The organism is Methylobacterium oryzisoli, from assembly GCF_046557895.1.
In the GTDB taxonomy this organism is placed as follows: Bacteria; Pseudomonadota; Alphaproteobacteria; order Rhizobiales; family Beijerinckiaceae; genus Methylobacterium; species Methylobacterium oryzisoli.
This window is the reverse complement of the sequence record NZ_JBKIBX010000056.1, coordinates 21,641-35,016: the sequence shown is the minus strand read 5'-3', so window position 1 is coordinate 35,016 and position 13,376 is coordinate 21,641. Positions and strand designations below refer to the sequence as shown.

11 protein-coding genes are annotated in these 13,376 nt (G+C 70.4%); 1 reads left to right on the top strand and 10 read right to left on the bottom strand.

The window, feature by feature from the left end; all coding sequences use genetic code 11:
- The 5 genes from ACKUB9_RS30780 to tesB form a co-directional block, all read right to left on the bottom strand.
- Nucleotides 1-1,160 (bottom strand): DNA translocase FtsK 4TM domain-containing protein (locus ACKUB9_RS30780; protein WP_410825990.1); only part of this gene is annotated, 1,160 nt, incomplete at its 3' end.
- A 271-nt stretch (nucleotides 1,161-1,431) separates the two neighbouring features.
- Nucleotides 1,432-2,421, bottom strand: coding sequence for a TorF family putative porin (locus ACKUB9_RS30775; RefSeq protein ID WP_407529888.1), 990 nt, complete (start codon nucleotides 2,419-2,421; stop codon nucleotides 1,432-1,434).
- Between the two features lie 345 nt (nucleotides 2,422-2,766).
- Nucleotides 2,767-4,260, bottom strand: coding sequence for an ammonium transporter (locus ACKUB9_RS30770; RefSeq protein ID WP_407529889.1), 1,494 nt, complete (start codon nucleotides 4,258-4,260; stop codon nucleotides 2,767-2,769).
- A gap of 59 nt (nucleotides 4,261-4,319) precedes the next feature.
- Complete coding sequence (locus ACKUB9_RS30765; protein WP_407529891.1) at nucleotides 4,320-4,658, bottom strand: P-II family nitrogen regulator; 339 nt, start codon at nucleotides 4,656-4,658, stop codon at nucleotides 4,320-4,322.
- A gap of 268 nt (nucleotides 4,659-4,926) precedes the next feature.
- Nucleotides 4,927-5,808: an acyl-CoA thioesterase II gene (tesB, locus tag ACKUB9_RS30760; protein ID WP_407529892.1), complete on the bottom strand. Its 882-nt coding sequence runs from the start codon at nucleotides 5,806-5,808 to the stop codon at nucleotides 4,927-4,929.
- 134 nt (nucleotides 5,809-5,942) lie between these two features.
- On the opposite strand from tesB, the gene ACKUB9_RS30755 reads away from it, so the two are divergent.
- On the top strand, nucleotides 5,943-7,202 hold the full coding sequence (locus ACKUB9_RS30755; RefSeq protein ID WP_407529894.1) for a ubiquinone biosynthesis hydroxylase: 1,260 nt from the start codon (nucleotides 5,943-5,945) through the stop codon (nucleotides 7,200-7,202).
- A gap of 196 nt (nucleotides 7,203-7,398) precedes the next feature.
- On the opposite strand, the gene ACKUB9_RS30750 is transcribed toward ACKUB9_RS30755, so the two are convergent.
- The 5 genes from ACKUB9_RS30750 to ACKUB9_RS30730 all read right to left on the bottom strand — a co-directional run.
- Nucleotides 7,399-7,899, bottom strand: a complete 501-nt coding sequence (locus tag ACKUB9_RS30750; RefSeq protein ID WP_407529896.1) for a DUF992 domain-containing protein — start codon at nucleotides 7,897-7,899, stop codon at nucleotides 7,399-7,401.
- 339 nt (nucleotides 7,900-8,238) lie between these two features.
- Complete coding sequence (locus ACKUB9_RS30745) at nucleotides 8,239-10,185, bottom strand: M10 family metallopeptidase C-terminal domain-containing protein (RefSeq protein ID WP_407529898.1); 1,947 nt, start codon at nucleotides 10,183-10,185, stop codon at nucleotides 8,239-8,241.
- A 584-nt stretch (nucleotides 10,186-10,769) separates the two neighbouring features.
- Complete coding sequence (locus ACKUB9_RS30740) at nucleotides 10,770-11,378, bottom strand: CatB-related O-acetyltransferase (RefSeq protein WP_407529900.1); 609 nt, start codon at nucleotides 11,376-11,378, stop codon at nucleotides 10,770-10,772.
- A 104-nt stretch (nucleotides 11,379-11,482) separates the two neighbouring features.
- The gene (locus ACKUB9_RS30735) at nucleotides 11,483-12,331 is read right to left on the bottom strand and encodes an FkbM family methyltransferase (RefSeq protein ID WP_407529902.1); all 849 of its coding nucleotides are present in this window, start codon (nucleotides 12,329-12,331) and stop codon (nucleotides 11,483-11,485) included.
- Nucleotides 12,332-12,366: 35 nt separating this feature from the next.
- Nucleotides 12,367-13,376 (bottom strand): glycosyltransferase family 8 protein (locus ACKUB9_RS30730; protein WP_410825988.1); only part of this gene is annotated, 1,010 nt, incomplete at its 5' end.

The following is a 13,376-nucleotide window of genomic DNA, read 5'->3' as shown; positions in this document are numbered from 1 at the left end:
TTGGTGCCGGGTGCCGGTTCGAGTTCGTAGAGGGTGACGACGGGGCCGGGGCGCACCGCCAGGATCTCCCCACGCACCCCGAAATCCTCCAGCGTGGATTCGAGCAGGGTGGCGTTCTGCTCCAGCGCGTCGGTCGAGACGGCAGCGCTCGGCGCGAGGCCGCGCGGCTCGGCCAGGAGCGCGAGCGAGGGCATCTCGTAGGTGTCGGGACCGGGGGCGGGCGCGGCCGGCGGTGGAGCCGCACGGCGGGCCGCGAGAGGGGCGGGGGGCGGCGCGACGCGCCCGCGCGGGCCGGGTTCGTCGGCGGGCGGCTGCGGGCGGGGGGTCGCCGGGGCGGGACGCTCGTCCGTGAAGACCGGCTCTCGGCGGGCCGGGGCCTCCGCGGCCTCCTCGTCCCACAGGGCCTCGTCGTTCTCCGAAAAAGCGCGCCGGGCCGCCACGACCGGCGAATCCTCGGCGAAGTCCTCCGGCCGCGCGAAGCGCGCGGCGCGCCACGTCTCGATGCGCTCGGCCACCCGGTCGCGGGCGCGCAAGGCCACCTGGGCCACTGCGTCCAGCGAGGCGATGCCGAGGCCGGGGCCGTCGTCGTCCGGCGCGCGGCCAGGGTTGTGGCGCGAGGGACGGTTGTCGTAGCGCGCAGTCGCGGGGTAGGGCTCGGCCTCCTCCTCGTCATCCTCCAGCACGCTGAGGCTGCAGGCCGCCGTGAGGCTGATCACGGCGGCGATCGCGGCGGCAATGCTGGCGACCGACCCGGCCGGGCCGAGGATGGACTTCGCCGCGCCGAGCAGGCCGTCCCCCGCCACGCCGCCCAGGCCCGTGGGCAGGGGCCAGCGGGCGGTGAGCGGCAGGGCGCTCGCCGTCGCGCTCGCCGCCGCCACGCCGAGCAGCCAGAGCCCGAGCCGGGCGGGCATGCGGCCGAGGCGATGGGTGCGCAGCAGGCGCACGCCCCAGACCGCGGGCGGCAGCGCGAGCGCGAGGGCGCCGAGGCCCACGAGCTGCATCCCGAGATCGGACACGATGGCGCCCCCCGAACCCAGGAGGTTGCGCGCGCCGTGGTTGGTGGCGTGGTTGAGGCTCGGATCGTCGATCGACCACGTGGCGAGCGAGATGGTGAAGGCGGCCGACCCGGCCACCAGGGCGAGCCCCGTCAGCTCGGTCATGCGCCGCTTCAGGAACGAGCGGAGCGAATCGACGAGTGCATCGTAGGGCGATGCCGAGCGGCGAAGCGAGCGCATGAGGAGAGCCGGGTACGCGGAACCTCCCACAACCTAGGGCTGGTGTGGTTAATGTCGGTTTAAGGCTGCGATCCTCAGAAAATGAGGATTCTCAAAGTCTTAGTCTCGGGGGTCCGGACGCATGAGAAAGGCCCCGGATCGCTCCGGGGCCTGAAGGGAGGCCGGGTCTCGCTTGGGTCTCGCTTGGGTCTCGGAATCAGCGGAACAGGTTCAGGAAGCCGCCGGGCTCGGCATAGACGCCCGGGCTCGCCGTGGAGCCCTGCCACTTGATGGTGCCGATGAAGGCGTCGCCGCACCAGCGCGAGGTGCCGCCGTTGATGTTGCCGCGGAAGTCGCCCGTCAGGGCGAAGCACTGCCGGGGCGTCAGGTCCGTGGTGTGGAAGCGGACGTCGAGCGACAGGTTCTTGTAGGCCCAGGTCAGGCCGACGTTGCCGTAATTGTAGCTCGGCAGGTTGAACGACGCGAACTTTTCCCGGCCGCCGATGAAGCCGTTGACCGAAGTCTTCGAGGCGCCGAGGAAGTAATGGCCGCCCTCGCCCGAGAAGGTGAAGCCGCCCGAGGCCCAGTCGGGCAGGAACGGGAACAGCGTGGCCGGCAACGTGTAGGCCAGGGTGCCCGAGGTGTAGGTGCCCTCGGTGTGCTGGCCGAGGTAGTTCGGCGCGAAGAAGACGTTGGCGCCGAGCAGGAGTTCCGGCGTGGCCTGATACAGGGCCTTGGCGGCGTACTCGATGAAGTCGGTGTTGGCGGTGGTCAGGAAGCTCCCGGTGAAGGGATTCACCAGCCGCTGCTCGTTCGGGTAGAAGTAGTAGATCACGCCGAGGTCGAGCGTGAGCTTGTCGAAGGTCGGGCGGATACCGGCCACGAGGTCGAACTCGAAGTCGGGCCGGGTCGGCAGGCGCGTCTGCCAGGTGTAGAAGCCCGCATACGCGAAGTTGTTGAAGAACTGGGCCTCGAAGAAGGTCTGGTAGCTGCCCTGCAGGTTCGACTGCGAGACGCCGCGGAAGTTATAGTCCGTGGCATAGGCGGAGTAGAAGGCGAAGCCGATCAGCGGATCCGGCGCCTTCACCTCGGCCGGTAACACCTTCGGCACCACCGGCAGATCGGCGGCCTGCGCAGCACCGGCGCCGAGCAGGAAGGCTCCCGCCACCGTCGCTGCCATGCTGCGCACGAACGTCTTCACACTCATCGGACCAAGCCCCTTATTCGTATAAGGCCAAGGTGCAGGAGTCGACGTTTGCACGCAAAAGCAACTTCTATGCATTTGCCTATTTTGTGAGCAATTGCAGGGATGTGGCGAAGGTCGCCGCCCGGTTGTTGCGAAGTTGCCACAATCGGTGATCGGGCCGCGACCTGCGTTGCCGGATCGGCCGCGCGGGCGGCGCTGCGGAGACCTTGCGGCTCGCACCTTTTCCTGAGCCGAACATTGTCCGATCGGAAGTCGGGGTTCGACAGCACGAAGCCCCGGCTCTCGCGAGCCGGGGCTTCATGTCGAGGACCGGGGAGGCGGCCGCCCGCGGGCGACCGGTCCCGATCAGTAGTTGTAGGCGCGCTCGCCGTGATCGGCGAGGTCGAGGCCCTCGCGCTCCTCCTCCTGCGTGACGCGCAGGCCGACCAGCAGATCCACGACCTTGTAGAGGATCGCCGAGCCGATCCCCGACCACAGGATGGTGAAGCCCACCGCCTTGGCCTGGGCCAGGAAGGCCGGGCCGAACTCGTAGGCCGCGACCGCCAGCTCGCCGGGCTTGGTGACGTAGTCGGGCGCGCCCGCGCCGCCGAGCGCCGGGTTGACCAGGATGCCGGTGGCGAGCGCCCCGACGATGCCGCCGATGCAGTGCACGCCGAACACGTCGAGCGAGTCGTCGTAGCCGAGCGCGTTCTTCACGGTCGAGCACATCACGAAGCAGGCCGCGCCCGAGACGAGGCCGAGCACGATCGAGCCCATCGGGCCGGCGAAGCCGCAGGCCGGGGTGATCGCGACGAGGCCCGCGATGGCGCCCGAGACGAGGCCGAGCAGCGACGGCTTGCCCTTGGCCGCCCATTCCACGAAGAGCCAGGACAGGCCGGCGGCGGCGGTGGCCACGAAGGTGTTGAGCATCGCCATCGCGGCGGTGCCGTTGGCCTCCAGGTTCGAGCCGGCGTTGAAGCCGAACCAGCCCACCCAGAGCAGCGCGGCGCCGATCATGGTCATGGTCAGCGAGTGCGGGGCGAGGAGGTCGCGGCCGTAGCCGATGCGCTTGCCGATCAGCAGGCAGCCGACGATGCCCGCCATGCCGGCGTTGATGTGCACCACGGTGCCGCCCGCGAAGTCTAGGGCGCCCCACTTGAAGAGCAGGCCCGCATCGGCGTTGACGGCGTCGAGGGCGGCCTGCGCGCTCGCCTTGGCGGCGTCGTCCGTGGCCGCGGCCAGTGCCTTGGCGGCGTTGCCCACCGCGTCGGGGCCGCCCCAGTACCAGACCATGTGCGCCATCGGATAATAGATGAAGACCAGCCACAGCACGCTGAACAGCAGCAGGGCCGAGAACTTCATCCGCTCCGCGAAGGCGCCGACGATCAGCGCGGGCGTGATCATCGCGAAGGTCATCTGGAAGCAGATGTAGACGAGTTCGGGAATGACGACGCCGTTCGAGAAGGTGGCGGCGACGGAGTTCGCGTCGACGCCCTTCAGGAAGGCCTTCGAGAAGCCGCCGACGAAGTCGTTGAGGCCGCCGCCGTTGGTGAAGGCGAGGCTGTAGCCGAAGAACACCCAGAGCAGGCAGGACAGGCAGGCGATGGCGAAGACCTGCGTCAGCACCGACAGCATGTTCTTGGTGCGCACGAGGCCGCCGTAGAACAGGGCGAGGCCCGGCACGACCATCATCAGCACGAGGGCCGTGGAGATCAGCATCCAGGTCGTGTCGCCCTTGTTGGGCACCGGTGCGGGCGGCGCGGCCTCGACGGCCGGCGTCTGCGCCAGCGACGGCTCTATCAGGAGGAGCGCCAGGGCGGCGCCTCCCAGGCCGACAGCCAGGAGGTTGCGAAGCTTCATGGGAACGGGACTCCCGATCGATGTCGAGGTGGTGGTTGGGTTGGGGGAGTGGCGGACCGTCAGAGCGCGTCCACGTCGGTCTCGCCGGTGCGGATGCGGACGGCCTTCTCGATGGGCATGACGAAGATCTTGCCGTCGCCGATCTGGCCGGTGCGGGCCGCTGCCGCGATGGTGTCGACGACGTTGGCGACGAGGTCGGAGGCGACCGCCACCTCGATCTTGAGCTTCGGCAGGAAGCTCACCGCGTACTCGGCGCCGCGATAGATCTCCGTATGGCCCTTCTGGCGTCCGTAACCCTTGACTTCGGTCACGGTCAGGCCGTGCACGCCGATGCTGGTGAGGGCGTCGCGCACCTCCTCCAGCTTGAACGGCTTGATGATGGCCATGACGATCTTCATGGGTCGTGCCCCCTTTCCGGCTGGGCACGCCGCCCCGTCCTCGGCGTGGGGCGGTCGGCGGCGCGGATGCGGGAGGCACTGGCGTGCCCCCGGTCGCGCCGGGCATATCAAGGAACGTGCCAGCGTCCGGGCCGGCCCTTACGGACAAGCTGCCCGGTTCCTGGGCCGAATGCGGAGTTTCGAGCCGGCCCGGATCGCGGCGCAGCCCAAAAATCAGGCAGATGACCGTCCGTTGGGCACAATGGCGGGGTCGCGAGCCCCCGCAGCCTCACTCGGGCGCCTGCGGCTCCTCGCGCACCTCGCGGATCATGCCCTCCTGCGCCACCGAGGCCACCAGGGTGCCGTCGCGGGTGAAGATCAGCCCGCGCGAGAACCCGCAGGCGCCCGAGGCGCTCGGGCTGTCCTGGGCGTAGAGCAGCCATTCGTCCGCCCGGAAGGGGCGGTGGAACCACAGGGCGTGGTCGAGGCTCGCGGGCTGGATGGTGCGCTCGAACACCGTGCGCCCGTGCGCGGCGAGCGCCGTGTCGAGGAGCGTCATGTCGGAGGCGTAGGCGAGCACGCTCTGGTGCACCGCCGGGTCGTCCGGCAGGGGGCTGGTGGCCCGGATCCAGACGTGGAAGCGCGGCGGCTGGGGCTCGCGCGAGATGTAGCGTTCGAGTTCGACGGGCTTGAGCTCGATCGGGCGCTCGCGCTCGAAATAGGCCCGCACCGGGTCGGGCATGCGCGGCATCACGGTGGCCTTGAGGCTGCGCTCGTCCGGCAACTCCTCGGGCATCGGCACGGCGGGCATCGGCACCTGATGGTCGAAGCCCGCCTCGGCGACGTGGAAGGAGGCCGACATCGAGAAGATCGGCCGGCCGTGCTGGATGGCGACCACCCGGCGCGTGGTGAAGCTGCGCCCGTCGCGGATGCGGTCGACCTCGTAGACGATCGGCACCCGCGGGTCGCCCCCGAGCAGGAAATAGGCGTGCAGAGAATGGGGCCGGCGCTCCGGCGGCACGGTCCGGGTGGCGGCCACCAGCGCCTGCCCGATCACCTGACCGCCGAAGACCCGCTGCCAGCGCGCCTTGGGCGAGCGCCCGCGGAAGAGATTGTGTTCGAGCTGCTCCAGGTCGAGGATGCCAAGGAGTTCGTCGACCGCTTGCGTCATGGCCATCCTGCTCTGGAGGGGCTGTTCTTGGGGCTCCCTGCCGGGCGATGTGGCGCGGGCGCCGCACCCCCGTCAAGCGACGCGCGGTTCGTGGTATGGCGGGCGGCCTGAAGGGACGAGGGAGCGAGGTCGGCATGGCGGCGCAGGAACGGGCCCACCAGCGAGCCCACCGGGAGATCGTCGTGGCGGGGGGCGGGCTGCCGGGCCTGTCCTTCGCGCTCGCGCTGCGCCAGGCGCTCGGCGAGGCGGTGCGCCTGACGGTCTGCGATCCGGCCTTCGGGCGCCCCGCGCGGCCGGACCTGCGCGCCTATGCGGTGGCGGCCGGCGCGCGGCGGATGCTGGAGCGCCTGGGCGTCTGGCAGGCGGTCGCCTCCTCGGCGCAGCCGATCCGCGAGATGGTGATCACCGACAGCCGCCTCGCCGATCCCGTGCGCCCGGCCTTCCTCACCTTCGCGGGCGAGGTGGAGGAGGGCGAGCCCTTCGCCCACATGGTCGAGGGCACCGGCCTCGTGGACGCCCTGCGGGAGGCCTGCCTGGCGGCCGGCGTCATCCTCGAACCGCACCCGGTCGCGCAGGCGCGCGCCGAGGGGAGCCACATCGCGGCACGCCTGCCCGACGGGCGCGAGCTGCACGCCGCGCTCGTGGTGGCGGCGGACGGCGCCCGCTCGCGCCTGCGGGAGGCCGCGGATCTCGGGTGGATCGGCTGGTCCTACCCGCAATCGGGCATCGTCGCGACGGTGGCCCACGAGCACGACCACGAGGGGCGGGCGATCGAGCATTTCCTGCCCTCCGGCCCCTTCGCGGTGCTGCCGCTCGCCGACGGCGGTCCGCTCGGCCACCGCTCCTCCATCGTCTGGACGGAGCGCAACGCCGACGTGCCCGCACTCATCGGCGGCGGACCCGAGGAAGCCCTGCGCGAGGTGGAGCGGCGCTTCGGTCACACGCTCGGCCGCATCGCCCTCGAATCGGAACTGCGCGCCTATCCGCTCGCCTTCGGCCTCGCCCGGCGCTTCTGCGGCGCGCGGCTGGCACTGCTCGGGGACGCCGCTCACGTCATCCACCCGATCGCCGGCCAGGGCCTCAATCTCGGCCTCAAGAGCGCCGCCGCCCTGGCCGAGGCGCTGACGGACGCGATGCGCCTCGGCCTCGATCCGGGCGGGCCGGACGCGCTGCGGGCCTACGAGCGCAGCCGGCGCTTCGACACGCTCGCGATGGGCGCGGCGACCGACGGGCTCAACCGCCTCTTCTCGAACGACATGCTGCCGGTGCGGCTCGCGCGCGACCTCGGCCTCGGTCTCGTGGACCGGATGCCGGCCCTCAAGCGCCTGTTCATCCGCGAGGCGGCGGGTCTACGCGGCGCGCAGCCGCGGCTGATGCGAGGGGACGCGCTCTGAGAGGTGTCGCGCGTCGGTGCAGGCGATCGCGGCCGCGAGATAGCCGGCCGACGACACCACGACGGTCTGGGGATGGATCGGCTGTTCGAAATGGGCGCTGACGCTCATTGCTGTCTCCCGAATCCTCGCCCCAGTGCTACTGCCGGACCGGTCCCCGCCGCAAGGGGGCGCAGACATCCGTAAGGCCGGGGCCGGCTCAGAGCCGGCCGGCCGCCGTCACCTCGCCGATGCGGCCCTCCGGCGTGCCCAGCAGGAGGCGCGGGGCGGGGCCGGAAAAATTCAGGTCCTCCGCGCCCGCCGACGGCAAGGGCTCCAGCCGCACCGCGCGGCCCTCGGCCTGGAAGGCCGGTACCGCAGAGGCCGACATCCCGCCCGCGAAGACGCCGTCGATCTGGCCCGCGCGCAGGGATCCGTCCGGCGTGAGCACCCGCCAGGACAGCGTCTCGCTGCCGGTGACATCCCGGTCGCGGCCCGCCCCCGGCAGCAGCGCGGCGAGGTCCTGGCGCAGGTCGCCGCCCTCGCTCACCAGCAGGCAGGAGGCGGCCCGGGTGGTGCCGAAGACGAGGCCGACATGCGGGTTGGTGATGCAGGTGAGGGTGCCGGCAGGCTGCAGGGGCCGCGCGTCGGTTCCGGCGAGCGCCAGCGTGGCGGCGGCGGCGAACAGGCCGGACGAGAGGGCGATGGCGATCGTACGCATGGTGTCGGTTCCCGGTGGAGCGTGCGGCCGCTCCGAAGCGTGGCGTTAACCATGGGGGCGATGCATTGCCGGGGTATGGCGTCGCCGATTGCGTCCGTGTTGCGTGGGCGGCGGGGCGATCCGCTTTCCGGCGCGGGGGTGATGCAGGGCCACGGCTAGAGCATTTTCCGACGAAGTGGATGCCGGTTCGTCGCAGAAAATGCGGCACATCAAAGACTTAGAGCAGCGCACGATTGCAACGCGATCGGGCGCTGCTCTAAGCCGGCCCTGCCGGTCGTCGGGTGCGGCGACCGGAGCCGCCGCACCTCGCATTCCTTGGTGGGCCGGCTGATCGTCGCGTCAGAGCACGAAATCGGCCGCGGTGAGCGGGATGGTGCCGGCGAGCTCGATCGCGAAATCCACCGTGCGGTCGCCGTTCAGGTCGGCCTGGATCAGGGTCGAGCCCGCGGTGGTCGGCGCGGCGCGCAATTCGCCCGCCTGCCCGCTGAAGGCCGCGCTCCCGCGCCACAGGAAGGCGTCGTTGGCCGCGGTCCCGCTCACCGCATCGATCTTCGAGAGATCGATCACGTCCTGGCCGGAGGCGAAGTCCGAGATGTAGTCGCGGCTCTGCGGCAGGCTGTCGGCCACCGCCTCGTACACGATCCGGTCCTTTCCTCCGCCCGTGCTGATGATGTCCTTGCCGGCGCCGCCGATCACGACGTCGTCCCCGTCGCCCGCCTTGATCGAGTCGCCGCCGTTCCCGCCCTGGATCAGCTCCGCCTTCGCGGTCCCGGCCAGGAAGTCGGCGCCGTCGGTGCCGCGGATGACGAGGGAGGGCAGGGCGGCGGGAGGCGACGGCGGGACCACGATGGCGTCGTCCGGCGGAACGGTGGGGGCCGGGGTCGGGACGGAGGGCGCGGGTGCGCCCGCGCCGATGCCCAGGATGAAGTCCGTGACCGCCAGGGTGTGGCGGCCCGCGAGTTCGACCTCGAAATCAACCGCCATGTCGCCGTCGCGGTCGAGCTGGACCATCGTGTTGCCGTTGGCGGTGGTCTCGGTGCGCAGCTCCCAGGCGTTGCCGTCGAAGCGCTCCGTGCCGAGCCACGTCCAGGCCGACGCGTCCTTCGGCGCGCCCGGCAGATCGACGAACCGGATCTTGTCCGTGCCGCCGACGAAATCGCTGATCAGGTCGCGCCCGTCGGAGAAGGAGGTGTACAGGAAGGTGTCCGCACCCTCGCCGCCGTACAGGTAGTCGCGCCCGTCGCCGCCCCGGATCACGTCGTTGCCCGCACCGGCCGAGACCCAGTCCTGGCCGCCGCCGCCGACGATGTAGTCGCGCCCGGCCGTGCCCACGAGGGCGTCCGCCTGCGCCGTGCCGGTGATCGGCTTCGTGCCCGAGACGAGATCCGCCAGGGTGGTGCCGGTCGAGCCCGCACCCCCCGCCTGTCCCTGGCCCTTCTTGCCGTGGTTCTCCGTGTAGACGAGATCGCCCGGCCGGTCGCTGAAGTACAGCGCGCCGTACTGCCCTTCGTCCACGACATTGTGCTTGACGGTCACGTCGCTGACGTTGCCGGCATCCCGCGCGATATCGGTCACCGACACCGTGTAGCTGCCGCCGAGCAGGACGTTCTTCTGGACCGTGATGTTCGAGGCGTCGCCCTTCTCGGCCGTGATGCGGATGGCGTTGTTGGTCTCGGCCTTGGCGTCGGGGGCGTTACGCCAGTCGACGAGGTTGTGCTCGATCGTCACCGGACCGGTGGTCTTGCCGATCCAGATCGCGTCGGCGTGCGCGCCGACCTGATAGCCGCCGCCGGCGATGTAGTTGCCCGCCACGCGGCCCGATTCGATGTAGATCGCGTCGCTCGGCGCGTTCAGGAAGGCGTTGTTGGTGATGGTGGTGTTCGTGCCCTGCGCCAGCACGAAGTCGAGGTAGTACTTGTTGAGCTTCAGGCCGTCGAACGTCGAGCGGTCGATGGTCAGGCCCGAATAGCCCGGGTAGCCGACGACGGCCGCGGTGCCGGTGCGTGCGTCGAACAGCGAGTTCTTCAGGGTGACGTCGTTCGCCTGGACGAAGACGGTCATGCCGCGGAAATCGACGTGGTCGAACGTGGTGCCCGACTTGTAGATCACGACCGTGTTGAGCGCCTTGTTGACGTAAACGCCGTCCGCGGCGTTCAGCGTCGCGGCCGAGCGCAGCGGCGTCGCGCCCGCCACGTAGCCGACCGGCGAATCGATTCCGGGGATCGGCGCCACGTCGCCGTTGGCCGCCCGCAGCGCCGCGAAGTAACTCGTGTTGAGCGAAACCATCACCAAAGCCCCTGGACCGACGTTCGGGCCCACCGTTCGCGGCAACAGCGCCGCTCGGTGTCTCCTGCGGTCAATCGAGTGTTAGACCGTATTTCTTTCGGCCGTATTAAAAGGATTTGCGCCTATTGACGACACGAATGTCGTCAGATCGAGCGGTCAACAGCTGTATCCACGATCGCAAACCGGTATGAGCGGTTTGGATCGACTGGCGTGACCTTCTGTTTACCACAGCGCTGGGCGCCGGGCCGGGAGTCGGACGACTCATGACTGGGAAGCGCGCTCGCGAAGACCGCGGACGCGACTCCTTAGCTCGGCGATTCGCGGCCGCTTAGCAAGCAGAGGTTGCGTTGATGGTGTGATTCAACCGCGGTGTGGCGCGACGGCCATGCCGGTCGCAGGCCGCGCCGCTNCGGACGCGACTCCTTAGCTCGGCGATTCGCGGCCGCTTAGCAAGCAGAGGTTGCGTTGATGGTGTGATTCAACCGCGGTGTGGCGCGACGGCCATGCCGGTCGCAGGCCGCGCCGCTGCGCGAGGTCTCGTCGGATCGGCCGGACGCCGTGGGGGGCGACGTCGCCGGGCCGGATCAGGCGAGGGCCGCCTCCGTCACGGGGGCCGTGAGATGCAGCAGGTCGGGCTCGCGGGCGACGAGGTCCCGCAGCGCCTCCCGGTCGAGGGTCCACCACCGGCTCGCCTCGATGCGCCCGACGGCGGCGGGCGGGAAGCGGCTGCGGATCACCCGGCCCGGCACCCCCGCCACGATGGCGTAGGGCGGCACGTCGCGGGTGACCACCGCCCCGGTGCCGATGATCGCGCCGCGCCCGATGCGGGCGACCCCCGGAGCCACCGTGGCGTTGTGCCCCAACCAGACGTCGTCCTCGATCTCGACCCGGGTCGCCGAGACACGGCTCTCCCGCACCACGCCGAAGGCCGGGTCGTACAGGAAAGGATGCGTCGAGAGAGCGTCGACCGGATGGTTGGCGTTGAGGATGCGCACCGACTTCGCGAAGGAGCAGTAGCGGCCGATCCGGGTGCCGGGGGGAACGCGCCAGCGGTCGAAGCAGCCGTAGGAGTAGAGGCCGATCTCGATCCCGTAGCGCGACCGGAATTCCTCTCGCAGGTAGGTGCTGTCGAATTCCCGCCCGCGCAGGAGCGGGACGACGAAGCGGTCGAACAGGCGGTTGGGCAGCGCCATGCGGTGTGTCGTCCTCCGAATCGGGCTGATGGCGACGGAATGCGGGGACCGTTCGGCCACAACATCGCGTGCCTCGCACGGCCGTCCCGCGACGGGCGGATGGCCTACGCGGCGGCCTCTCGTCGGACCGAGATGATCTTGTCCCCCGAGATCAGGAAGTCGCGCGCGTGTCCGGCGAGGAAGGACAGGAAGGATTGCGACGTCGCCTCGCCGGGCAGCATCCAGTCGTGCGGTTCGAAGAAGATGACGTCGAACCGGTCGAGCAGGTCGGGATCCGCCGCGAAGATCTCCTTCTCGTGACCCTCGATGTCGACTTTGAGGATGAACGGGAAGTGGCCGGAAAATTCGTCGAGGAGCGAGCGGATGGTGCAGGTCTCGATGCGCTCCAGCCGCTGCAGGCCGGCGCCGACCTCCGAGACGGCCACCGTCCGGAACGCGTCCGCGCCACGGGAGGCCGGCTGAACGACCTCGAGCTGACGGCCCGCCTCGCCGTGCAGGGCCGCCTGCTTGCGCACCACGTTCGGGAGCGCGTGGGTGTTGGCTTCGAGGCTGCGGAAGTTGTCGCTCTGCGGCTCCACCGCGACGACGGTCGCGTCGGGGTACATCAGCGTGAAGTAGACCGCCGTCGCGCCGATATTCGCGCCCGCATCGATGATGAGCGGGCGTCCGCCCTCCCGCAGCCGCTGCTGCAGCCGCTCCGCCACGCGCGTTCCGATCGGACCGGTCGGAAGGTCGAACTCGCGGTTCTGAAAGACCTCGATCAGAGAGATCTTCGCGATGCCGCTCGGACAGGCGAGGCGCCGCCGGCCGCCCCTCTCGCTCAGGGCTACCTCGGCATGGTCGAAGGCACGATTGTCGAGCCCGCTCCGGGCGACGTAGCGCGCGACCTTGGGCAGCGCGGGTATCCAGCCGAAGCGGTCGTAGCGGTCGGTTACCGTCAGAGGGAAGAGCATGTCGTGAACCCCGTCTCGTCAGGTGCAGGAGAGCGTCAGGCGGAATGTCGTCCGGCGGGCATCGCGCCGGGGAACGGACCTCTGTGAAGGATGCGGGACAGGCCGCGGGCCGCGCGGTAGGCCTGCGGGAAGCGCCAGCGCAGCCGCGTCTTCAGGTGAGCGAGCCGCAGGCTGCTCTCCTGCGGCACGTCCGCGAAGTAGCGGGCGCGCAGGTCGGGATCGAGCCGCCGCAGGCAGGCGAGGTACTCGCTCCCGTAATGGATGGCGAACGGGTCCTTCCACGGCTTGTGGGGCGTGGTGAAGTGCACGATGGCGGGCCGCTCCCGGATGCGCCGGAAAGCCTCCGGCGTGCAGGCGAGGTCCTGCGGCGTCGCGTCCGCCATGCGGGGCTGAAAATTCCAGCGCGGGTCGGCGAACAGGATCCGGCCGCGCAGCACGAGGTTGAGGGCGTCCTGGTCGAAGTACTTCAGCCGCGGCCCGAGCCGCGCGATCTCGCCCGCCACGGTCTCGGCGATGCCCTCCCGGCGCCAGGCGTCGAGGTTCATCAGCAGGACGCCCGCGTTGAAGTACGGCTCGTCCGGGGAGAAGCCGATCGCCGCCCTGTTGTCGCAGAACGGGTCGCGGATCGCCGCCGCGGCGTGGTCGCGCAGGTCGAGCCGCCAGAGCGGGGCGATGTCGCCGAGCACGATCAGGTCCGCGTCGAGGTAGAGCACCTTCTCTCGCCGCGGCATCAGGTAGGGCAGGAGCAGGCGCGCGTAGGTGCCGGCCGAGATCGCATCGCTCACCGGAAAGCCCTCGAAGCGGTCGAGGGAGATCTTCTGGAAGTGACAGAAGTGCCGGTCCTGGCCGTCGAACAGGGCGGCGATCCGGGCCATGCAGGCCGGATCGGTCTCGGCGTGGAAGATGTGGACGTCGACCGGCAGGCTCGGGCGCGCGTCGAGGAGGGAGGCCACCGTCACCAGCGCGTGGCGGAGGAAGGCCCGGTCGATGCAGAGGGCGACCGCGACGCGGTCGGTCTCGTCGGTCAGGGGGGCGGTCATGCGTC

Bases quoted from the DNA above. Each gene is read 5' to 3' on its own strand.
- ACKUB9_RS30735 (WP_407529902.1), bottom strand. From the start codon at position 12,331: ATGCTCTTCCCTCTGACGGTAACCGACCGCTACGACCGCTTCGGCTGG.
- ACKUB9_RS30755 (WP_407529894.1), top strand. From the start codon at position 5,943: ATGGCGGCGCAGGAACGGGCCCACCAGCGAGCCCACCGGGAGATCGTC.
- ACKUB9_RS30750 (WP_407529896.1), bottom strand. From the start codon at position 7,899: ATGCGTACGATCGCCATCGCCCTCTCGTCCGGCCTGTTCGCCGCCGCC.
- ACKUB9_RS30775 (WP_407529888.1), bottom strand. From the start codon at position 2,421: ATGAGTGTGAAGACGTTCGTGCGCAGCATGGCAGCGACGGTGGCGGGA.
- ACKUB9_RS30745 (WP_407529898.1), bottom strand. From the start codon at position 10,185: ATGGTTTCGCTCAACACGAGTTACTTCGCGGCGCTGCGGGCGGCCAAC.
- ACKUB9_RS30770 (WP_407529889.1), bottom strand. From the start codon at position 4,260: ATGAAGCTTCGCAACCTCCTGGCTGTCGGCCTGGGAGGCGCCGCCCTG.
- ACKUB9_RS30740 (WP_407529900.1), bottom strand. From the start codon at position 11,378: ATGGCGCTGCCCAACCGCCTGTTCGACCGCTTCGTCGTCCCGCTCCTG.
- ACKUB9_RS30765 (WP_407529891.1), bottom strand. From the start codon at position 4,658: ATGAAGATCGTCATGGCCATCATCAAGCCGTTCAAGCTGGAGGAGGTG.
- tesB (WP_407529892.1), bottom strand. From the start codon at position 5,808: ATGACGCAAGCGGTCGACGAACTCCTTGGCATCCTCGACCTGGAGCAG.